The 22294-nt window shown below is 63.3% G+C and carries 20 protein-coding genes; 2 read left to right on the forward strand and 18 right to left on the reverse strand.

Annotation, left to right across the window (positions count from 1 at the left end; all coding sequences use genetic code 11):
• Window positions 1–139: 139 nt before the first annotated feature.
• The 4 genes from LB310_RS00655 to LB310_RS00670 all read right to left on the reverse strand — a co-directional run bounded on the left by LB310_RS00655 (window position 140) and on the right by LB310_RS00670 (window position 4455).
• A complete protein-coding gene (locus LB310_RS00655) occupies window positions 140–679 on the reverse strand; it encodes an NYN domain-containing protein (RefSeq protein ID WP_087191066.1) in 540 nt (179 codons plus the stop codon).
• Window positions 680–955: 276 nt separating this feature from the next.
• Window positions 956–1702, reverse strand: coding sequence for a 23S rRNA (guanosine(2251)-2'-O)-methyltransferase RlmB (rlmB, locus tag LB310_RS00660; protein WP_087191065.1), 747 nt, complete (start codon window positions 1700–1702; stop codon window positions 956–958).
• A 115-nt stretch (window positions 1703–1817) separates the two neighbouring features.
• The gene (locus LB310_RS00665) at window positions 1818–3320 is read right to left on the reverse strand and encodes a diguanylate cyclase (protein WP_162611527.1); all 1503 of its coding nucleotides are present in this window, start codon (window positions 3318–3320) and stop codon (window positions 1818–1820) included.
• 247 nt (window positions 3321–3567) lie between these two features.
• Window positions 3568–4455 (reverse strand): trimeric intracellular cation channel family protein, encoded by an 888-nt coding sequence (locus tag LB310_RS00670; RefSeq protein ID WP_087191284.1) that lies wholly within the window; start codon window positions 4453–4455, stop codon window positions 3568–3570.
• Window positions 4456–5266: 811 nt separating this feature from the next.
• Here LB310_RS00670 and LB310_RS00675 point away from each other — a divergent pair.
• Window positions 5267–6115 (forward strand): hypothetical protein, encoded by an 849-nt coding sequence (locus LB310_RS00675; protein WP_087191283.1) that lies wholly within the window; start codon window positions 5267–5269, stop codon window positions 6113–6115.
• Window positions 6116–6259: 144 nt separating this feature from the next.
• Here the strand turns inward: LB310_RS00675 and LB310_RS00680 are convergent, their stop codons facing one another.
• The 8 genes from LB310_RS00680 to nrfD (LB310_RS00715) form a co-directional block, all read right to left on the reverse strand.
• On the reverse strand, window positions 6260–6895 hold the full coding sequence (locus LB310_RS00680) for a molecular chaperone (protein WP_087191282.1): 636 nt from the start codon (window positions 6893–6895) through the stop codon (window positions 6260–6262).
• A 27-nt stretch (window positions 6896–6922) separates the two neighbouring features.
• Window positions 6923–8131 carry an NrfD/PsrC family molybdoenzyme membrane anchor subunit gene (gene nrfD, locus LB310_RS00685; protein ID WP_087191281.1) on the reverse strand — a complete coding sequence of 403 codons (1209 nt, stop codon included), beginning with the start codon at window positions 8129–8131 and terminating at the stop codon, window positions 6923–6925.
• 16 nt (window positions 8132–8147) lie between these two features.
• Window positions 8148–8765 carry a 4Fe-4S dicluster domain-containing protein gene (locus LB310_RS00690; RefSeq protein WP_087191292.1) on the reverse strand — a complete coding sequence of 206 codons (618 nt, stop codon included), beginning with the start codon at window positions 8763–8765 and terminating at the stop codon, window positions 8148–8150.
• Window positions 8766–8774: 9 nt separating this feature from the next.
• Window positions 8775–11189 (reverse strand): molybdopterin-dependent oxidoreductase, encoded by a 2415-nt coding sequence (locus LB310_RS00695; protein ID WP_301154041.1) that lies wholly within the window; start codon window positions 11187–11189, stop codon window positions 8775–8777.
• Window positions 11190–11492: 303 nt separating this feature from the next.
• Window positions 11493–12593, reverse strand: coding sequence for an AAA family ATPase (locus LB310_RS00700; protein WP_244909847.1), 1101 nt, complete (start codon window positions 12591–12593; stop codon window positions 11493–11495).
• 136 nt (window positions 12594–12729) lie between these two features.
• Window positions 12730–13755, reverse strand: a complete 1026-nt coding sequence (locus tag LB310_RS00705) for a slipin family protein (RefSeq protein ID WP_114569086.1) — start codon at window positions 13753–13755, stop codon at window positions 12730–12732.
• Window positions 13755–14228 carry a GntR family transcriptional regulator gene (locus LB310_RS00710; RefSeq protein WP_114569087.1) on the reverse strand — a complete coding sequence of 158 codons (474 nt, stop codon included), beginning with the start codon at window positions 14226–14228 and terminating at the stop codon, window positions 13755–13757. The genes LB310_RS00705 and LB310_RS00710 overlap by 1 nt, the downstream gene beginning before the upstream one ends.
• Window positions 14229–14249: 21 nt before the next feature.
• A complete protein-coding gene (gene nrfD / locus LB310_RS00715) occupies window positions 14250–15233 on the reverse strand; it encodes an NrfD/PsrC family molybdoenzyme membrane anchor subunit (protein ID WP_278805500.1) in 984 nt (327 codons plus the stop codon).
• 327 nt (window positions 15234–15560) lie between these two features.
• Between nrfD (LB310_RS00715) and LB310_RS00720 the strand changes: the two genes are divergently transcribed.
• A complete protein-coding gene (locus LB310_RS00720) occupies window positions 15561–15944 on the forward strand; it encodes a hypothetical protein (RefSeq protein ID WP_227115150.1) in 384 nt (127 codons plus the stop codon).
• A 238-nt stretch (window positions 15945–16182) separates the two neighbouring features.
• Here LB310_RS00720 and LB310_RS00725 read toward each other — a convergent pair whose 3' ends face one another.
• The 6 genes from LB310_RS00725 to LB310_RS00750 form a co-directional block, all read right to left on the reverse strand.
• Window positions 16183–16845 (reverse strand): molecular chaperone, encoded by a 663-nt coding sequence (locus tag LB310_RS00725; RefSeq protein ID WP_227115149.1) that lies wholly within the window; start codon window positions 16843–16845, stop codon window positions 16183–16185.
• Complete coding sequence (locus LB310_RS00730; protein ID WP_096228661.1) at window positions 16829–17281, reverse strand: DUF4405 domain-containing protein; 453 nt, start codon at window positions 17279–17281, stop codon at window positions 16829–16831. Before LB310_RS00730 ends, LB310_RS00725 begins: the two co-directional genes overlap by 17 nt.
• Window positions 17282–17290: 9 nt before the next feature.
• The gene (locus tag LB310_RS00735; protein WP_096228660.1) at window positions 17291–17647 is read right to left on the reverse strand and encodes a hypothetical protein; all 357 of its coding nucleotides are present in this window, start codon (window positions 17645–17647) and stop codon (window positions 17291–17293) included.
• Between the two features lie 135 nt (window positions 17648–17782).
• Window positions 17783–19015, reverse strand: coding sequence for an NrfD/PsrC family molybdoenzyme membrane anchor subunit (gene nrfD, locus LB310_RS00740; protein ID WP_278805502.1), 1233 nt, complete (start codon window positions 19013–19015; stop codon window positions 17783–17785).
• An 18-nt stretch (window positions 19016–19033) separates the two neighbouring features.
• A complete protein-coding gene (locus LB310_RS00745) occupies window positions 19034–19642 on the reverse strand; it encodes a 4Fe-4S dicluster domain-containing protein (RefSeq protein ID WP_083809010.1) in 609 nt (202 codons plus the stop codon).
• Window positions 19643–19668: 26 nt separating this feature from the next.
• Complete coding sequence (locus LB310_RS00750; protein WP_041239335.1) at window positions 19669–22200, reverse strand: molybdopterin-dependent oxidoreductase; 2532 nt, start codon at window positions 22198–22200, stop codon at window positions 19669–19671.
• Window positions 22201–22294: the final 94 nt, after the last annotated feature.

The raw sequence follows: 22294 nt of genomic DNA on the forward strand, positions 1-22294 counted from the left end.
GCTGGTTGCACCAGCATCTCTGGTAACCATTTTACGCAACCGCCGGTTGCCTCCCTGTGTGAAAGGGGATTTTGTGACAAAGCGCGCCGAAACCCATGACATTTGTCATGGGGCGCTCATGCAGGAGAGGCAGGACGCCTCAGCGGGTGCTGTCGCGCAGAGCCTTGAGCTTCGCCAGGGTGGACGGGTCGATGCGGGAGGCCACGGTATTCTTCTCGGCCACCTTCGGGGTCTCGTCGAGGCGGGCGTCGTCGTAGTAGCGGTCGACCTCCAGGCTGAAGCCGTTCGCGCTCATGCGGTCCACGCCGAAGCCGAACACGGTGTCCTGGATGGTGGCGTCGCTCGTGACCACGAGCGTCTCCACCTGGCGCTCGCGCGCGTCGTGCGCGAGCTTCTCGATGACCTTGTCGGCCGACTGGCCGGACGGGCTGAACATGATGCGCACGCCACCCACGCTCTCGGCCTCGCCCGTGGAGAACTCGTTGCGGCCGCCGTCGAACACGATGATGGCGCGCCAGTCGCGGCCGGCGTAGTTCACCACGTCGTTGATGAGGCGCTCGCGCGCCGTGTTGAACGCGTCATCGGTGTAGTCGGGCCCCGTGATCTCGCGGTAGCGGCTCCCCGACCGCAGCACGTTGTACCCGTCCACGATCAGCAGTTTTTTGCGTTGCTTGGGCAATGCTCTCGACTCCCGTTAGCTTCCATCCGATTCGCACGGAGCGCGAACTTTACCGCGCTGGTCCTGTTGCCGAACCGCCCAGGTTGGCGCAGTAAGTCAGCGAGGGCGGCCGTGGTGCCCGGAATTCGCGGGATCGCGGGGGCGAAGCGTACTTCGGTACGCGAGCCCCCGGGATCGTGCGAAGGCCGGGTGCCACGGCCGGCCGCCCCCTTCGGGGACTTGCTTCGCGGCGCAGCATGTCGGCTGCGTTCCGGCGGCCGGCAGGCCGCCGGAACTCTAGTAGTTCTGCCTGAGCCACTCGTACATGCAGGCGGTGGAGGCCTGCGCCACGTTCAGGGAGGCCACCTCGCCCATCTGGGGCAGCTTCACCAGGAAGTCGCAGCTCTCCTTCACCACGCGGGACAGGCCCTCGGATTCGTTCCCCATGACGAGGGCGATCTTGCCTTTCAGGTTCGAGCGCCAGATCACGTCGTCTGCCTGCTCGCTGGCTCCCGCCACCCAGAAGCCGCGCTCCTTGAGGCGTGCCATGACCTGCACGAGGTTCGGCACCTGTGCCACGGGCATGTGCGCGATGGCGCCCGCCGAGCTCTTGTAGGTGGAGGCATCCACCTTCGCGCTGCGCTTGTTGGGAATGACCAGGCCGCACGCGCCCACGGCCTCGGCGCTGCGGGCGATGGCGCCCAGGTTGCCGGCGTCGGTGAGGTGGTCGAGGATGACCACGAGCGCGCGGCCCCCGTTCCCCTCGGCATAAACCTCGGCAGCCCGCTCGATCTCGGTGATGTCCACGTAGGCGTGCGGCTTGGTCTCCGCCATGACGCCCTGGTGGCTTCCGCGCTCGGACTTGTCGTCCAGCGTCTTGCGCGGCACCGTGGTCACGGTCACGTCGAAATGCTTCGCCTTGCGCAAGATGTCCTCCACCAGGCCGTCGCGCTTCGCATTGTCGGCCAGCAGGATGCGCTTGATGGGCACCTGCGTGCGCAGCGCCTCGATGATGGGGCGTTTGCCCTCGATGTAATCTGCCATGGGAATCGCTTTCCGCAGGCGGCACGGGGCCGGCGCTGCGCGTTTCGGGTTCGATGTCAAGCGGAAAGTGTACCACGCGGCACGCAGCACGCGCGGGGCTTCGATAAAAACTGCGTCAATCGCCCGGCGAGGGCATCGGGGGGTTCGGAGGCACCGGCTTCGCCAAGGTCCCGCCCTCCGGGTACGCCATGCCCTCCAGGTAGGAAACGGCGCGGTTCTTCCCCTCGGCCTTCGCCCGGTAGAGCGCGATGTCGGCCCGGCGGTACAGCTCGGAGAACGGATGCGGGTCCCGCTCCACCACCACGCCCACGCTGAGGCTGACGTCATGCGGGAAACCGCGGTCGGCCGCCATGGCGCGGAACGCGCCGATGAGGGCCTCCGAGCGCTCCATGGCAACGCGCGGGTCGTACACGTCGCGCATGAGCACCATGAACTCGTCGCCCCCCAGGCGCGCCACGATGTCGCTCGATCGGAAAAGCGTGCGGGCGGTGTCGACGAACGCCGTGAGCAGGTTGTCGCCCACCAGGTGGCCGAACTGGTCGTTGACCGACTTGAAGTAGTCCACGTCGGCCAGAAGACACGCGTAGGACACGTCGGGCTGCTTGGATGAGCAGTACTCGCGCAGGCGGCCCTGCAGGTAAGAACGGTTGTATGCCTTGGTAAGCGCGTCGATCGAGGATTGCTCCAGCAGCTCGTACTCCTCGGACACGTCCACGATCTTGCCCACGTACCTCACGAGCCGCCCCTCGGCGTCGTAGATGCGGCGGCCCATAACGCGCTGGTGCACGTACCCCTCCCGCTCGCCCTTGTAGCCGCCGAAGAAGAACACGGGGCGAAGGCGGTACACGTAGGCGTAGGCGTCGTGCTCCGTGCCGGGCTCGGGCTGGACCTGCGACAGCATATGCGCGTCGGCGGCATAGCGCTCCCGGTCGTCGGGATGCACGAAGCCCTCGGGGTTGAGCGTGTCCAGGCAGTGCTCCACCACGATCTTGTTGCGCCTGATGTCCGGGGTTGCCCCGAAGCGGGTCGAGAACAGGTACAGCGTGTCGAGCGCCACATCGTATTCGTAGATGACGTCGTCCGACAGCTCGGAGACGATCTCGTAGCGCTCCCGCTCGACCTTGGCCTGCGACAGCACGGCATCGAGGTCGAGCGCGCCCACGTCGCGCGCGGTCATCCTGCGCGAAGCAAGCGGGTTGTGCGGTGCATCGGGAGCCGAGCTGTGCATGTGGACGATGCGCCAGTCGTCACCGTCGGGGGCATACACGAACGTCAGGCGGCGCACATACTCGTCGCGGGAAGGCCCGTCGCCCGCGTCGCCCTTCGTCGCCCGCGTACGCAGGTTCGACAGCACGATGGCGCATGACTCGTTGCGATAGGAGAGATGGCATTCATGGGATACGATGCGCGACCCGATACGGCGCGCGAACGCGCAAGAGGCATCAAGGAGCCGAGCGACGGCATCGGTGTCGAAGGCATGGAGCTCGCTGGCGTAACCGTAGCAGGTCGTATGCACAGGGTCGAGGCAAGCCAGCGCAGCGTCGAGGTCTCCTCGCTCGTAGCAGGCCTCCACGAACTCTCGGGTCTTGTCAACTAGCAAGAACGCCAGGTTCCCCATATCGCCAGCTTTCGCCTCCATCGCAACCTGCGGCGTACCGCCGCCTTAATTGAGAGCACCATACTAGCATAGTGTCAAGGCAAAAAATGCCCCCCCCCCCCCCGAATTTTTCATCAGTAACCCATAGGGTGATGTTTTCGACATCGTTTCCGCACATTCAGCGCGACGCGGAACCGCCTAACGCTTCGCGACAGCCTGCTTGCCCGCACGTCTCGCCCTCACGTTCACCTTCCCGGCGTCCGGCACATCAGCTCGCGCCGTCTCCCCCATCCGCACCCTTGCGCGCGCCGCTGCGGCGATCCGCATCCTCGGGACCTTCGTCCTCGCAAGTCGCCTCCCTAGCCGCGCCCTGGCCATCCCCCTTCCGCACGCGCGAGCGCCTGCGCTGCCGCCGCACCGAGATGCGGTCGCCGCCCTGCAGGAACACGCCCGACACCACGCGCTTCGCCTTGCCCACGCCGCGCGCCACATGCGGGGTGAGGTCGGCCTCGCTGCGGGTCTTCCAGTCGAAGTACACGCTCCAATAGCGCAGGAAGCCCACCGTGAACACGCAGGCGATGCCGGCCACCACGAGCGGCACGCCCGCATAGGCAAGCACGGTGAACAGCAGCGCGCCGCCCAGGCCCGCCACCGCGTAGAAGTTCGACTGCTGGAAGATGCCGGGCGTCTCGCCCACGCAGATGTCGCGCACGGCGCCGCCGCCCACGGCCGTGATGGCGCCCAGGATGACGGTGAGCACGAAGCCCTCGCCACAGGCGTAGGCCTTCGACGCGCCCGCGAGCGCGAACAGGCCCACCGACAGCGCGTCGGCGAAGAACACCATGGCGTCGAGGTGCTTGAACAGCCCGCGGAAGTAGAACACGAACACGCACAGCACGATGCACAGCAGGATAAGGTCGGGGTGCGACGTGAAGTACACGCCCTTGTCCTGCAGCAGCACATCGCGGATAATGCCGCCGCCGTAGCCCGTGACCAGGCCCAGCACCACCGTGCCGATGATATCCAGCTTGCGGTCGCACGCGAACAGCGCGCCGGTGAGCACGCCCACCACCACGGAGAAGTAGTCGATGCCCCACGGCACCGTGAGCACCTGCCCGTCCGCGAACGCCGAGCCTATGAGTTCCGCAATGTCCATGCGCGCCTTCCCGTGGAGTCCTTCCTGCGCTGCACAGTCTCGTCATTTTGCCGTCGGAGGTCAAGCGGGAGGAAGGCGCGCCCATGCGGGGCCGGGAATCAGGAGGCCGGGAACCGGGCAGGGTGCGCACAGGGCGCGGCCCCGCAGCCGCCGGAGCCGAACGCCCGAGCGGAATGCAGGAAAGGCGGGGCGGAGCGGAAGAACGGCGCGCTTGCGGATCACCGGACCTCAAGACGCACGGGCGCGATGCTCTTGCGGCCGCTGGAAGCCGAAAGGCCATGCAGAGGGCATGGGGGCGCTTGCATCGGCCGGACAGGACGCTCGGGCGGGTCCCTTGCCAGCTTCTCTGCCGTTCGGCTATACCATGACCAATTGGCACAGGGACGAGATCGCAGCCCATAGCTTGTTTTCAGCGCCCGCGCGCGAGCTGTTTCGGAGAAGCACCTGTTCACGAGACCCCGACTGCTTGATTCCGCGCGAAAACCATGCCATGGGCTCCGATCTCGCCCACGAGAACCCGCCGAAGCAGCCGCTTCGTCCCTTCGAGCCGGTTTCATGCATGCGAGGCCGTTCATCCGGGTTGCTATACCGGCACCTTGCAAGCCCGCAGCCCAAAACGCCCCGTGAGCCTGCCAAGACGTCTTCGAAGACGGGCTCCATGCACTTTCGATGAGAGGCGCACGAAACTTTTACGAACTGGTATGATACGGCTCAACCGAAAACGGCTGGCACGACGCCCCGCAAACGCATGCGTCGGCCTACAGGGCGTCCGCGTCCGCCCGCCTGCTCGCTCTTGACGAAGGGGTACGTTGTGAACAAAAAGATGGCTCTCGCTACCGCGGCCTGCGTCGTAGCCGCAACGCTCATGCTGTCGGGATGCAACTCGGAAGTCGAGGAGCCCAATGTGCCGGCAGACGGCAGCTCCGCAGCCGCCTCCAGCAGCTACAGCTACACGCTCACCGATGCCGAGAAGCTGAAGGCCCTGGCCATAGGCGAGACGGCCGTCTGGCGCGACTACGAGGTAACGGTGGCGTCCGTCGAGCGCGCCGACGGCAAGCTCACCGCACATGTGACCGTGAGGAGCCACACGCTGCCGCAGACGCTCAGGGCCGACTGCCTGCTGTCGTTCGGCATGCCGCCAGTGGACTCGTCGTTCGAAGACGGCATCATCGCCGTGCCGGCTGGCGAGGAGGCGTCGGGCACGCTCACGTTCGACGACCGGTACGGCTCCGAGCGCCTGTTCTGGAACGACGGCGCCACCGAGGGCACGTGGGACCTCACGCTGCCCGCCGTGCAGCCCGACCAGGAGGGCGGGAACGAGGGCACCCAGCCAGCCGAGACCGACGAGCCGAAGACCGACGAGCCAAAGAAGCAGGAGCCGAAGAATGACGCGGCCGCCGAGGCGCAGAAGCAGGCCGTGGCCGCCCTCGAGGCCGAGATGCCCTCGCTGTTCACCAACAACACGTTCTACACGTTCCAAAGCGTCGACACCTCCACCGCCACCGTGACGCCCCAGGAAGGCGGCGGCTACGAGTACGTGAACGACGTGTCCATCCTGGGGGCCGACGGCGTCACGCCGACCACTGCGAACGTGCGCCTGATATGCGAGCCCAACGGCAACTGCATCTCCATGACCGTGGACGGGGCGTTCCTGTTCTAAGCGGCCCGCAACCCACAAGAATGCAGAGAAGCCCGGCAGGCATTGCCCGCCGGGCTTCTCTGCGTTTAGCGCGCGAAAACCAAGCGACGTGCATGATGTAAAACGGCAGCTTCAAAGGTTGAGTCGGCTACACCAGTCCGAGCGCTAGCGCGCGAGAAGCCTCGCATGGTGCTCGAGAACCCGTTGCGCCACCAGGAGCAAGCCCGCGAAGTAGCCGTTGGGAGCCGCTTCGGACACGCGATCGAGGAACGGCTCGATCCACGCCAGCGGATGCTGCTCGATGAATGCGGCGATGTCCGCCGACTCGGTAGCGCCCTCCCCCGTGGCCTCGCGACGGCATAGCTCCGAAAGGTACAGAAGCTCGATGCCCATGTGATCCTCGTACTGGTTGTTGGCGTTCCTCACCTCAAGGCCGGCCTCGCGCAGCAACTCGCGCATCTCGAACGTGGCCTGGCCGAACCCCACCGTGACATCCTTGCCGCGGTACATCGTCTCCCACGGCGCCGCCGCGGGCGAGGGCGGGCCGACGAACAGCCGCGTGTATTCCACCGATGCGCGCTGCGGCCCGTCCTCGCCTCCCTCGGCGCGACGCCCGGCCTCTTCGGCATAGCATGCGCAAACTTCCACGGCCTGGGCCACGGCGCCGTCGAACGCGGGGAACGCCTCCCAGAATGCCGGATCCAAACCTATCGTCGACGTCATCGTCATCGGCTTCAACAGCGAGTTCCCCACAAACGCATAGGCCTCGGACAGGGTTTTCCAGGGAATGTTTTTGCACATGCTAAAACTCCTTTCAGCACGAGGCGCCTACGCGGCCTCTCCCGCTGCAACGTTGACGGCTTCGCACGCCCCCGCGCGCCCGGGCAGCAGCTTCTGCGCCAGCACGACGAACGCGAGGACGCCGAGGGACACCACGCCGATGGCGACGACGATCTCCACCCAGGTGGGGGCATACGAGCCGGCAAGGGACCACATGCCGGTGCCGCCCTGCTGCGCCGCCGTCGTGCCGAGCGACACACCGGGGGCGCCCATCACGTTGAACTCGACGAACGAGGTGAGCAGCAGCCACACGCGCTTGAAGAACACGCCCGCCACCACGCACGCGCTGGCGGCGGCCACCAGCCCCATGCGCGCGCGGTTCTTCGCAAACACGAGGATGCAGAACGGGATGAGGATGCCCACTACGATCTCGAACCAGAAGAACGGGGCGGTGGCGCCCGTCGCCATGATGGCGAGCGTCTCGGCGCCGGCGGCGCCCGGGTACGCCATGGTCAGCACCTCGCAGCCCACGAGGAAGCCGTCGACGGCGATGCAGACCGCCAAGAGCCCGGCGAGGTTCGACAGCAGTTTCTTGTCGGTTTTGAAGCGGCCGGACTTGTTGAGCCCCATGAGCGACAGTATGAGCAGCGCCAGGCCGGAGTCCATGGCCGACACCACGAACAGCGGCGCCATGATGGCCGAGTACCAACCTTCGCGCGCCATCTCGAGGCCGAAGATCCACGCCGTCACGGAGTGCACGAGGATGGCGACGGGAAGCGCGAAGCGCGACACGATGGCCACCTTGTCCTGCGCGCCCGGCTTCTTCGACGTCATGAAGCGCAGATACACGATGTTGATGACGAGGTACAGCGTGATGACGCAGATGTCCCAGAACAGCGGCGACGTCGGATTCGGCCCCGTGACGATGCGCCACACGCGCTGGATGCCGCCGAGGTCGATGAGCACGAACATGCCGGCGCAGCAGATGCACACCGTGGACAGGATGACGGCGGGAAGCGCCACCTTTTTGTAGTCTGCCACGTGGAACACGCTGGCGGACGATGCCACGATCAGGCCGCCGGCGGAGAGGCCCACGAAGAACATGAACATGGTGATGTAGAGGCCCCACGACGTGCCGTTGTTCATGCCAGTCACGCCGAGGCCGCCCATGAGCTGGTAGATCCAGGCGGCGACTCCCACCGCCGTCAGCGCGCCGAGCACGCCGATTGCGGCTTTGGTTTTCGTAGAGGTTTGCATGGTTCGCACCTCCTCCTTAGTTGAAGTAACGGACTTGCGGGCGGGTTCCCTGCTCGGGAAGCAGGACAGTGGCGCCCCGCTCGCGAACGACACGCGAGATCTCGCTCTCGGGATCGTCGAGGTCACCGAAGATACGCGCTTTGGCAAGGCAGCATTTCACGCACATGGGCTCGTCGCCGCGGTCGGTGCGCTCCTTGCAGAGCGTGCACTTCTCCACAACACCCTTTCCCCGCACCGGCACATCCCTGTCACCGTAGTTGAAGTCGGGGTCGCGCACCGGCTCGCTCCAGTTGAAGACACGCGCGTTGTACGGGCATGCCGCCATGCACATGCGGCAGCCGATGCACTTGTCGTAGTCGATCTCCACGCGGCCCTTGTCGTCCTTGTACGTGGCACCCGTGGGACACACGCGCAGGCATGCCGGGTTCTCGCAATGCTGGCAGGCAACGGGCAGATGCGCGCGCGAGACATGGGGATACGTACCCTGCACGCCCACCTCGAACTCACATTCTTCGTTGAGCACGCGGTTCCAAGCCATGCCCATGGGAACGTTGTTCTGCATCTTGCACGCCATGGCGCAGGTGTTGCACCCCGTGCAACGATCCAGGTTGATGGCAATAGCCAATCGCGTCATGAGGATCACCTATGCTTTCTTCACTTCGATAAGCGTGTCGTTGAAGGGAGTAACCCTCCCCTTGGCGAGCGCTTTTCCACGGGGGTTCGCAGCGTCGTTGGTAACGTTCTGCAAATCGCCGGCAGTCATATACTTGCTCCAAATGCCCTCGACGATGACCGTCGTCCCCGGACGCACCGCCTCGGTGGCAACACACGCGCATTGGAACGACCCACGATCGTTGAACGCCTCGATCACGTCACCGGACTCCAGGCCGCGCGCCTCCATGTCGACGGGGTTCATCTCGAGCGCCGGCTCGTAATGCTGGCGCAGCCACGAGGCGTCCATGAGGTTCTGGTGGATGAAGTACTTGGAGCGACGCTGCGTCATGACAAGCGGATATGTGTCCCGCAGGGGGTTGCCCTCGAACGCTTCATGAGGCGCTTCGTATTGGGGAAGAGCTTGGCCGTATTCCACCAGGTTCTCGTAGTACAGGTCGATCTTGCCCGATGTCGTCTTGTAGGTCTGGTTGCCGTAGCTGCGCGCGATATCCGGTTGGTTCTTCAGCGCGACCACGCCGTTGTGCGATACGACCTCGTCGAGGGTGATGCCGGCGAGCGCCTTGTCGGTCGCCTTTTCCAACTGGAAGCGCGTCAGCTCTTCCTGACTCTCGGGAAGCGCATCCCCGTATCCCAGACGCTTGGCCATCTCGCGATCGATCCAGAAGTCCGTCTTGCTCTCGAACAAGGGGTCGAGCACCTTCTGCTGCAAGAGGACATGGCCGCGTAGAGCGCGCACGAAGCCGATTTCCTCGTCAACTTCGAAGTGGGAGCACACCGGCAAAACGATATCGGCCCAATCCACCGAAGGCGTATGCCAGATGTCCTGCACGACAACGAAATCGAGGGTCTTCGCCCACTCGTTCGTGCGATTCTGGTTGCCGGCGATCTGTTGGAACGCGCCGTTCTGCACCCACATGAAGCGGATGCCGCTCTTCTCGTCGCGGTAGTCGACGCTCGCCTTCGGTGCCGAGGCGGTCTTGCACTCCGTCGGCAACGGCCACGAGGCCAGCTTGCCCGTACCAAATATCTTCTGGTACGCGTTCACGTACGCGCCCGCTCCCCATCCGGGAATGCCGGTTCCGAACGAGCCGACGAGCGTAGCCAGCAACACCGCCGCATGACCTGCGACGTCGGCATTGTAGAATTTCTCACCGCCGCCGAAGCCAAAGGAGAGGATCGAGGGACCGTGGTTCGCGTACTTGTCGGTGATCTCAACGAGCACGTCTTCGCCTATGCCCGTCGTTTCGGCAGCCCAAGAGGATGTGTACTGCTTTTGGCCCTCTTTCAGCAGCTTGAAGACCGTGGCATACGTCTCTCCGTCGACAGTCGCCTCATATTCAAGCGCAGGGTTCACGCCTTCGGTATTATAGGCGGCCAAGGATCCTGTAGCCTCGTCCCACACCATGAAAGGATTGTCGGAGCCGGACTGCTTGATATCGTCAACGGGATTCTTCCGCAGCAGCGACCCATCGGAACGCTTCACAAGGAACGGCATGCTCGTGTTGGCTTTCAGATACGGGGCGTTGTACCACTCGTTGTCCAAGATGATCGTGATCATGCCCAGGTAGAGAGCCGGATCGGTTCCCGCGACCATGGGAATCCATCGCGTGCTCTTCTCGGCGGTCGTGCAGAAGTTGGGATCGAGCGTGATGATCTCGGCTCCCGCCTCCTTTGCCTCGAAGAAGTAGCGCGCGGTTACCATGCACGTCTCCAGCATATTGCATCCCACGTTCAGGATGGTCTTGGCGTTCTTCCAATCGGTCACCTCGTTCGACGAGGCCCCCTGCTGACCCGATTCGGCGAGCGCTGGAGAGAAGCCATTGCCCAGCCCGATATCGATTCCGCGGTGGGGTTTTTCTTGGCCCTTGAGCAGCTTGGGGAGGAACGTGGTGAGCGAGTCAACGGCCGTTTGGATGGCAATGGCCTCCGGCCCGTATTTCTCCTGGGTCTCTTTAACCTTCTCGGCAATGGTGTCAAGCGCCTCGTCCCAGGTGATCTCGACGAACTCGCCCGCACCACGCTCGCCCACGCGCTTGAGCGGAACCTGCAGGCGCTCTTTGCTGTACGTATGCTGAATCTCGGAAATGCCCTTCAGGCAGATGGTTTCGTTGCGTTTGTCGGGCCATTCGTTCGGTTCGACCAAAACCATGCGCCCATCGCGAACCGTGCACTTCAGATGGCAGTTGCACTGGCAGTGGCGATAGTGGAACGTATACCCCACCCGCTCCTCCGGCTCGGCATGCGCCTGCGTCGGTGCGAGCCAGCTGTCGGCCGTGGTCATGCCGGCAGCTCCCGCAAGGCCCAGCGCGCCTGCCGCAGCACCCGTCGCCTTGAGAAAACCCCTTCTCGTGAGCCCGCTTCGCGGGCTTCTGGTTCCTGACATGGATCCTCCTCGAAGATGTCGTCAAGATATCCCCGCTTTGCCTGCCAAGCGAGCTTAGCGCCCCAGCCGACAAGCCCCATGCGAGAATATCCCCCTGCTTCTCGTGAGAATTGGCCAAATTCCCTCGGCTTCACTATACGAAATTATCCTATGACAATCAATGATTGTCATAGGATAATTTGTCATATGATTATTCTATTTTTAACATAGTTTTTCCTGATTGCGCAGGTCATTGAATTGTCAGGCTGCTACCTCCGCAGCGTAGCACATCATCCTCGACGCGCAACTGGGGCATCTAGGATGCTATCCCTCCAACTGCGTTTGCAGGTACTCCCTGAACGACGGCATGTCGAAGCGCACGTATCCTTTTTGATACTCGCCGATCACGCCCTGCTCCAACAAACGCCGTTTGTACTGGGAGGCGTAATTGCTCTTCACGCCCATACGCTCGGCTATGTCGGCAAGGGAGCTGTCCTTGGCATCGGGAAGCATGGCGGCCAAAAAGCGCTTGTCCCCCTTCGACAGCTCGCGATAGGTGTATTCGAGAATCCCCTCCATCATCTCGCGACGGGCAAGCTCCACACCTCGGGCGACATCGTCTGGCGATATCTCCTTGGATGCAGGCCTCTCCGCCCAAACACGATAGCCAACAAGCTGCATCATATAGGGAAACCCATCGACAGCGCGTACGGCGGTATCGAGCGCCGTTGGCGATATGGCCCTACCGCCCTGCACGATGGTGATGCTCATGGCATCACGCACGTCGTTATCGGGAATACGGCCAAGAGCATGCTTGCGCGCCCTGCGAAGAAACGACACGCTTTCGTCGCCTAAAAGAGCTGACACTGCATGGGGAAGCCCCGCCATCAGAAGGGCGACTTTGCGGCCTTCGCGCACGAAATGCTGGTATACTCGGGCAAGTTGCCGCATTTCCTCGAGATCGACCCGTACTTCGTCGACCGTGATGAGCAGGCCCACCTCGTGCTCCGCAAGTTGATCGAGAAGCGCGTTCATCTGCGTGCGCCAATTGCCCGAACGCGGGGTCTCGTTATCCCACTCGAATCCGACAAACTGGCCGATGGTTATACCTTTGAGCTTCTTACCGTCCAACGAGTCAAGGAAATCACGCGCCGCAACGGTCGCTTGGTCGAGAACGTCCTCGAGCATTCCTGTCGCCGCAGTGGTGTTGGCGGATATCCATCCTTGCGATGCCGCCTCCTCGGCCACAAAAGAAAGGAGGGCGGTCTTGCCCGAACCGCGCGGGCCCGACACGATGGTCGAAAGATTGGGATCCCCGAGGCCGTTGGAAAAGGCGTTCGAAAGCTCCTCGATAAGATCCTCCCTTCCTGCCATGTAGGGCGGGATGATGCCGAACGAGGGTGTGAAAGGGTTGTGCAATACCATGGCTATACCTTTCCAGAAGGGCCTTGCGAGCATCATTTTTGCAAACTTTTTCGTTTTTTGCAAACTTTTGCATCTTTTGCATGAGCTGTCTACCTGGATCAATGTAAAAAGCGGAAATCCTTTGCGCAGGGTTCTCTCATGCTTTCCCGCTGCCGGTCTTTCCGCCCAGCGCATCCTTCGCCGCGTCGCCCAGCACGTCGCCGAAGCCCTCGCTGAACGAGCTCGGCACCACGACGGTGCCGCCTGTTTCGCGCACGCTCTCGTACAGGAGGTGCATCGAGCGCAGGCGCAGGGCGGCGCCGTTCTTCGCGTAGGTGTCGCCCATGTCGTCCATCATCTCGCAGATGTCTTGTTCGGCTTCCATGAGAATGATGCGGGCCTTCTTGCGCTGCTCGGCCTGGGCCTCCAGGCTCATGACGTCTTGCAGCTCTTTCGGCAGCAGGATGTCGCGCACCTCCACGGACAGGATGGTCACGCCCCAGGCGGCCACCTTCTCCTCCAGCACGCGCTTGAGCTCGCGGTCGAGCTGCTCGCGGCGGATGGCCACCTCGGCGGCGCCCGCGCGGCCTATGGCGTCGCGCAGCGCGGTCTGGGCAGCCAGCTCCACGGCGCGCGTGAAGTCGCCCACCTCGGTGCAAGCGGCCTTCGCGTCCCAAACATGCCAGAACAAGACGGCGTTCACGTCGAGGGGCACCAGGTCGGCCGTGAGCGTCTCCTCGGCGCCGAACGTGGTCACGCGCACGCGGCCGTCCACGCGCATGGTGTTCTGCTCGATAACGGGCCAGGTCCAGAACAGGCCCGGGCCCGACACGCGGTTGAACTTGCCCAGGCGCAGCACCACGACCTTCTCCCACTGCTGCGCGATGTGCACCGACATGGTGGCGAGCACGGCCACCACCAAGGCGGCAACCACCGCGCCGAGGCCGATGCCGCCGGCGAGAACCCATGCTGCGCACAGCACAGCGCAGAAGGACACGGCGAACACCACCGCCGAGAACAGCAGCACGCCGGCGTTGGAGGCGCGCTCGCCCACGACCTCGGTGCTCGCATCGGGCACCACCTGGAACGACCGCCGATGGGCGGACGGCGCCGCCCCCTTGCCGGCGAACGCCGCCGTATCGGGCGCGAAGCCCTGCGCACCGCTTCTCCTTGCCAATGCCATCACGCTCCCGTCTGCGACGCGCGGCCAACGCAGCCCACGTCGATCTCCACTATACGGCCGCCTCCGGCCTCGCCAGCCGGCTCCTCCCCGGCCTCGCGCTTCATCTGCTTGATCTTGCGCACCATGCACTTCTGCACGTCGTCGAGCGTCAGCCCCAGATCGCGGCACGACGCCACGCAATCGCCGAGGATGGCATCGATCTCCTGGGCGTGCTCGTCGCCCACGTCGGCATCGAGGCCCCGCACGAACACGCCGCGCCCGCGCGTGGACTCCAGGTACCCGTCGGAAACCAGGCTCAGGTACGCCTTGTTCACCGTGTTGTAGTTGATGGATATCTCGGACGCCAGGCCGCGCACCGTGGGCAGCTGGTCGCCCGGCTTGAAGTAGCCGGTGTTGATAAGATGGATCAGCCGTTGCCGCAGCTGCACCCACAGGGGCACGTCGGTCGTGGTATCAACTTCGAACGGGAACATGTTCCTCCAGCCTTCTCTTCGTCAAGACGCCATCGCAAGCAGCGGATGCATGCCCGCCTCCACCACGCAGAACCGCATGGCGAGCCCACCAGCCAGCACGCACGCCGCCGCCACGAGGGCGAGCGCCGGGCGCGGGCGTCGCAGCCGGGCCAAGGCCACGTCGAGCGCGAACGGCACGGCGAGTCCTGCCAGCACGAACCCTCCCCAGAACAGCCAGGCCGCCTCGCCCGCCACCAGGGCCTCGGCCGACGCCGCCAACGCCTCGGCCGTACGGTCGACCAGGAAGTCGCCGCCGATGCCCGCGAGCGCCGTGCCCACGAACGCGGCCAGAACGAGCGCCTCCAGCACGACGACGGCGGCATCGACGGCAGCCAGCCGGCCGAGCACCGTGACGAACGCGAACGCCGCACCGGTGAGCTGGGCCGCGGCCAGCACGAGCGCCATGCCGCACGACAGCGACGACAGCACGAACAGCGCCGGCAGCCACGGCGTGGCCCATAGCGGCACCGCGTTCAGGCTCTGCAGCAGCAGCCCCGTGTACAGCATGACCACAAGCGCCGCCAACGCCAGCGCCACCTGCAGCACCCGCACCGCCGCGAAGCGCCAGCGCCACGCCAGGCCGGCCCAGGCAAGCCCCGCCAGCACGGCCAGCGCCGCGCAGACCGCCAGCGACCAGGCGCCCACCGCCACATGCGAGAACGCGGGGCTGGTGAGCAGCAGGAGAAGGCGGTCGGCGCGGCCCACGTCTGCCAGCAGGCACACCATGCCCAGCACGAGCGCCACGAGCGCCGCCGCATAGCCGGGAGCCAGCAACCTGCGGTAGGGCGCCGGGGGCCGCAGCACCGCGTGCGCGCCTGCCGGGCCGCGACTGGCGCCGCGCCCGCCGGCACCCTGCACCGCAACGAGCTCGCGCGGCGCCAGCATCCCCAGCACGGCGAGCACGAGACATGCGCCCGCGCCCGTCCCGCCCAGGAACAGGTAGCACACGATCAGCGGACCGAGCATCGAGCCACCCCTTCCCTTTTCAGTCGTTGGGCACGCGCGTCAGACGCGCCGCGCAGCGAGCGCATGGCCCGCCGCGGAGGTGTCCGACAGCGTGCCGCGCCCCGATGCGACGGGCGTCGAACCGATCGCCGACACTGCGCGATGCAAATTATCCTAAGACAATCATGGAGGCTATTGTAGGGCATTTTGGGCAACCGTGCCATGTGCGCATCGTGCGAAGGCCGGGCGACGCGCACGTTGCAGAACGGCAGCGATGGACGCGGCGGGGCGGCGCTCGCGTTAGACTGGCCGGGAAAACTGTCAGGCACGTGAGGGAAGGAGGAACGTATGGAGTCCACCGTGTTCAAGAAAATGCATCTGGAAGAGGGCGCGAAGGGGGTCGCGCTGTACGCCCCGCCCGAGTTCCACGCCATGGCGGCCGGGCAGGAGCTGGTCGCCTTCCCCTCCCGAGGGCCGTACGACTTCGCGGTGCTGTTCGCCACGAACCTGGACGAGTACCGCGCGCGCATAGCCGAGGCACGCGAAGCGCTTTCCCGCCACGGCGAGCTGTGGGTGGCTTTCCCGAAGCCGCGCGGACGGCAGGGGCGCACATTCGGGTGGCACGCGCTCTGGCTGACCGCCCGCCGCGAGGGATTGGAGGAGCGGATCGGCCTTGCGCTCGACGACGCCTGGGCGCTCGCCTGCTTCAAACCCGCGATGGAGAAGCGTTAGCGGAAGTTGCAGGCGGGGGTGGCCGCGGCAGCCGCAGGCGGGGGTGGCCGCGCTCGCGGAGCAGCGCCCCCCCCCAATCGCCCAGAAGCGCCGCCGACCGTCGCCGGGCAGCCCCGCCGCTGCCACAGCCTCGATTCTCGTCCACACTCCTGATCAGGAGAAACACATCATCGTGCCTGTTCAGAAACCTGCGGCCACGTGGACGAGAATCGGGGCTGTGGCCCGAAAGCGGCCTCCCCTACCCGACGAGCGCGCCCAGCAGCGCGGCCGCGTCGCGGTAGAAGGGGACGCGCGACTTCGCGGCGACGCGCTCGGCGAAGCGGGGCATCCACGCGCGGGCGTGCCCCTCGAGGAAGGCCCCGTAGGCCGCCTCGGGCGAGCCGCCGGGGAGGTCGGCGCCGGCGGGCGCTCCCTCGGGCGGCTCCGCGCCGGCGGCGCGCAGGGCCAGGTGCTCCATGAGCTCGCACTCCGTGGCCACGTGGTCGAGCGGCTCGTTCGTGCCCTCCGGGCGCCCGAGGCCGCACGCGCGCATGAAGCGCTCCACCTCCATGGAGTGCGGGTTCACGAACAGGAGCGCCTGCACCCCGTCGTCGGCCGCGCGCCACACGCCCTCGTAGGGCGAGACCGCGGGCGCGGGCGCGCCCACGAACAGGCGCGTGGCCTCGGGGCGCAGGGCGCCCAGGAGGGCATCCGAGCTGGAACACCCCGGCCCCTCCTCCTCGCGGCCGCCCCGTACCTCGAGACCGAGCACCGCCGCCAGCTCCTCGGCAGCCTCGGCCCACTCGCCAGATGCCACCGCCTCGGCCAGCTCCGAGCCCGGATAGCGGAAGGACAGCGCCGCCAGCTCCCACAGGGCCGCGCGGGCCTGCCACTCCTTCGGCTCGTCAATCAAGTTCGCCATCGCCCTTCCCCTTCCTCACCATGCGCACGATCCATCGTGCATGCACCACCACGTGCACCAGCAGCAACGTAAGCAAGACCTTCGCCGCAACCGCGTGCAACGGGTCCCAGAAATAATAGCCAGGCGCATACAATCCGAACGCCTGCAGAACCGCGCCCGACACCATGAGGCCGGACACCGTCACCACCATAAAGCTCGCCACGATAAGCGCGTCCAGCACGAGGTAGCCCGTACGCGCCCACGAGGGCTCGCCCCACGCCGAGCGCACCGCATCGGCCGCCCAATCGGCATGGGCGGCCGCATGCACCACAAACACGACCGCAAGCCCGAGCCCTGCCCACTCGTGCACCGCGATACCCGTGAAGGCGGGATTGGCCGCAACCGCGTATATCCCCAGCGCGAGAGCATCGATCCCAAGGTTTTTCCTGGCGTCCACAGCCCCCTCCTAAAGCTTCCGCACGATCAGCACCAGGCCGACCACCAGCACCACCGGCGCGAGCACCCACAGGTTCAGGCTCGCGTCGCTCGCCTGGTGGTAGCGCGTTGCCAACGTGTCCCATGCATGGCATTCCAAGCTCGAGCACGATGCCTCGGGGCAGCTCATCTCGTGGACGCCGTCGGGCGCGGGCACGTTGTCGAACCCATGGCACTCCCCCGAGACGCACCCGACGGCCGGGCAGGGGGAATCGGCCGTTATCGCCTGCGGCGGGCCCACCGCGGCATCGACCGCCAGTCCTGCGCCGAACACGCAGAGGCCTACCAGCAGAAACACCGTCAACGTCACCGCAAGTTTTCTCACCATGAAAACCATCGCCCTTCAATCCGGGGAGCCTGCCGCGCGACAACGCGCAAGCGACGATAGACGCCCGTCGAACTGCGAAGGCACGCCGGGCAGGGAGGGGGTCGGACCCGGCGCGCTTCGAACGAACAGTCGTCGTTACTTCGCGGGCTTGAGCGGCAGGAACTTCAGTCCCGCCAGCAAAAGGAGCGCCCCCAGGCCCATCACGCCCAGCGCCACGCCGAACTCGAGCGGCGTCGGGAAGTAGACCATTCCCTGGTAGGCGCCCGCCATGCCAGACTCCCAGCCGGTCACGGTGTAGGGCGTCAGGGGGCCGGCCATGTCGATGTTCGGGATCTGGAAGCCACCGACCAGCAACTGCACGCGCTTGCAGAAAATACCCACGATGGCCAGCAACGATGCCACCACGATGAACGGGCTCGTGCGCAGCCTCGGCACGAAGCACACCACGGCGCAGAGGGCGCAGCCCACGATCTCGGTCCAGAAGAACGGCGCGAGAGGTCCGGCGGTCAGCATGGCGACAACCTCCGCGCCCGAGGCGTTCGGGAAGCCGGCGGTCAGGAGGTCGCAGGCGAAGAAGTACAGGTCCACCAGCACGAACGCACCCAGCATCTTCGCCAGCTTCACGATGTTCGCCTGGTCGAGCTCGAGGTAGCCCGCCCGGCGCAGCGCGATGACCACCACGAGCACGAGCGAGGTGCCGCACACGAGCGCCGAAGACACGAACCACGGGGCCAGAAGCGCCGTGTACCACATCTCATGGCTCTGCTGCAGGCCGAAGATCCAGGCCGTCACCGAATGCACCAGGATGGCGCACACGAGTGCGACCACGCTGATGACGCGCAGCGACCTCTCGGACCCCTTGCCGCCCTCGAAGCGCAGCGTGGCCCACAGGTACACGATGGAAAGGACGAGGTAGGTGCCCAGCACGATGATGTCCCACATGAGCGGCGAGCCCAGGTTCGAGTACGCGAACAACTCCCACAATCGCGCCGGGTGTCCCAGGTCCACCACCACGAAGGCGATGGCGAGCACCGTGCAGCAGATGGACGTCCACACGGCCACCTTCGAGATGCCGCCGAAACCCTTCATGCCGAACGCGCGCGGCACCGACGAGATGATGAGGCCGCCAGCCGACAGGCCCACCAGGAACATGAACAGAGTGATGTAGAGCCCCCACGAGTCGAAGTTGCGCATCCCCGTCTGCACGAGGCCGCCGGAGAGCTGCACGACCCACAGGGCGAGGCCCGCGACGGTCACGACGGCAGCAACCGCGATGCCGATATTGATTCCCCTGCCCCCGAATTTGGCAGCAGGGACCTTGGGCGACGAAGCTCTAGGCGATGGTGTCGCCGAAATATCCTCGGTCATGATAGTTCTCCTTCCAAGCTAAACGAGGTAGTAAACGGACGGTTCCGTTCCGCGCTCCGGCAGCAATTGCTGGTATCCGCGTTCGCGAATAAGGCGAGAGACGTCAGAGTCAGGATCGTTTAAATCCCCGAAATGCCGAGCACGGGCAGAGCAAGCCTCAACGCATGCAGGCGCTAACCCCTTAGCAAGCCGATGCCAGCACATGGTGCATTTTTCTACAACATGTTTCTGATGCCCAGGCACATCGGAGTCTCCGACGGAGAATTCAAGATGATACCTCGGCTCTTCCCAGTTGAACGAGCGCACACCCGTGTAAGGGCAGGCCGCCATGCACATACGACAACCGATACACTTGTCATAGTCTTGACGCACGACTCCCGTTTCCTCATCCTTGTAAGTCGCCCCTACCGGACACACCTTCACGCACGCAGGGTTTTCGCAATGCTGACAGGCAAGCGTTATGTTGTACATTTCAAGATTCGGGTACATCCCTGAAGGTGCATCCATGTGATTGCCGCCGACCGTCATCACCCGGTTCCACCAATTGAAGTTAGGAAGATTATTTTCTATCTTGCAAGCGACTGCACATGAATTGCATGCTATGCAACGCTTGGTATCTATCGTCATTCCGAGCCGTTCTTTTACCACAGTGCTCACCCCTCATTCCAGACACGAATCTCGACCAGATTGTCGAAATAGCTCTCATTCACCCCAACTGGATCGTAGACCGAAGTCAGCAATTCCGACCACGATCCGGCTTTGAATTGGTTTTGCTGCCAGCTTTTCGGGTACACCGTACATCCGGGACGAACGGCATCGTTAAGGATGGCTTTCGCAACGCAGTGGCCGCGATCGTTGTACACTTCCACATAGTCGCCATCTGCTATATTGCGCTCGCCAGCATCGACGGGATTCATTTTGATAGTCGGCTCGGGGTCGAGCTCGCGCAGGTACTGGTTGTCAGACCACATGGAATGCACGCGGAATCTTGGACGTTCGCTCAAAAGAATGAGCTTGTATTTATCCCAGGCAGGACTTCCTTGGTACGCCTCAGTCGGATTGAAATACCGCGGCAAGTGTTCGCGTTCAACATCGAATTCTTGCCCCATATCAAACTGAACGGTCGGATTCTCTACATAGAACTCCATTCGCCCAGAAGGAGTTTTGAATTCGGCATTCTCCCACGGTATCCAAGGCTTGCTTGGATACCAATACATGTCTTCGTTCTTTTTCACGTTTTCCCAGGTTATACCTAGCTTTTCCAAAGCCGGCGTATTGATGACCTGTGCCATGTATTGGTCATCGGAAAGAGAAAGCAAGTCAGGATGGCCCATCTTTTCGGCAAATAGGCGAAGGATATCCAAGTCAGACTTCGACTCGTACAAAGGATCAATCGCTTTTTCACTATAGATAAAGCATTGCGTGGCCGAAATGGCAATCACATCTTGTTGCTCGAACCAATGCGCAGCTGGAAGAACGATGTCGGCATACTTGACCGTATCGGTAAACGTATAATCGGCAACGACGAGAAAATCGAGATTTCCTACAATATCGCGTAGGTATTCATTAGTGTTTACTTGATTGCAAACGGGGTTCCCTGAATAAACGTAGAGCGACTTAATAGGATAATCCTGTCCTTTATACTTACCAGTACGCATTATTTCGGGCAAAAACAGCGCCGATATCATGGGATATTTTGCAGCCGTCATGCCCTTTACCAAAGCATTGATGCCCCAACAGGGTTTAAAATCACCAATACCGGTACCCGCACCCGGATAACCTATTTGCCCCGTTAAAGCCGCCATGGTTATATTGGCATGGGCGGCGTGCACGCCATTCGTGTATGAGTTGGATCCCCAGCCGAGTCGATGAATGCACGGACCATCCACCGCCATATGGGCCAGTTCGATAATAGTATCAGCGGGGATATCGCATATCTTCGAGGCCGCTTCCGGTGAATAGTCCATGATATCGGCAACGAGAAGATCGTATGCGGTACGACAAGTGACCCCGTTAAAGTTATACGTTCCGCTTAGCCTGGGGTCCTTGGCATCATCAGCTCCGACCGGCTTTCCGTCGAATTCGAGCACCGCCGGCTGGTCTACAATCTTCGTTATCGTCGAACCCTGGCCAACAGCGGCGCCCTTGTTAGAACTTGAGGCGGCCGAAACCTGCTCTCTGCTTACCTCGATAACAGTCGGCTCCACCCCAAGATCACTCATGCGAAGGAATTTCCCTGTATCTTCTCTGACTAGAAACGGAGCGCACGTGTGCTCCTTGAGAAACGGCCTGTTCTCAAGCTCCTCACTCACCATCACATACATCATAGACAACGCGAGCGCAGCATCGGTTGCTGGCTGTATCGGCACCCATTTGTCTGCTTTAGCAGCTAATTGCGTTAAAACTGGATCGATAACCACCAGCTTCGTACCTGATTCTTGAGCTTCCGCTATGAAATGCCAATCGTGCATCTGGGCATCTGTGATATTGGCTCCCCAGACAAATAGCGTTTTAGCATTCTTGAAGTCCGAAGGATCATTAAGAACCCAATCGCCCAGGCTGCCTACAACGCGATTGACGCCACGCGTATTTGCCTGATCACGAGCAATCTTGATCTGCGTTGCATTGATCTTATTGAAGAAAACATTGAACATGGGAGAAGCAACGCCGCTGATCGTTCCCATATTGCCCGATCCTCGCGTGTAAGCAATTGCCTGGTCGCCGTACTTCTCTCGTATCGCCTGCCATTTTTCAGCAATTTCAGTCACAGCTTCATCCCAGCTGATGCGCTCCCACTCTCCCGCGCCTCGATCTCCGACACGCCTCAAGGGATATTGGATCCTGTTCGGACCGTAAACGTTGTAGGGGTGACTTAAACCACGCAGACAAATCCTATCGATCTCGCCGTTCGGAAAGGAATTGAATTTGCGCTTTGAAGTCTTTACGATTTTGTTATCGCGAACATGGACGTTGAGCTTGCAAGTGCCAGAGCAATTGCCGCGGCAGACTCCGCAGAATACATGTTCGCTCTTCGTTTCATCCTGACCTGACTCGTAATTTGCCGCCAAGGCCTGGAGCGACGGCGTTGCGGCGGTACCGACCGCGGCCAGACCGGCCGCAACGGCAGTCGTCTTGAGAAAGCTTCGGCGCGTGAACCCAGAATGTGGGCGTTCGTTTCCTGACATATCTCCTCCTCAAAGATCATCAGGATACCCTGGAGAAAGCTGCTCGGGAAAACGTAGTGCGCACCTCCGCTCCCCTCGCTTGGCCTTCGGGATA

It is taken from the genome of Gordonibacter sp. RACS_AR49, from assembly GCF_030418435.1.
In the GTDB taxonomy this organism is placed as follows: domain Bacteria; phylum Actinomycetota; class Coriobacteriia; order Coriobacteriales; family Eggerthellaceae; genus Gordonibacter; species Gordonibacter urolithinfaciens.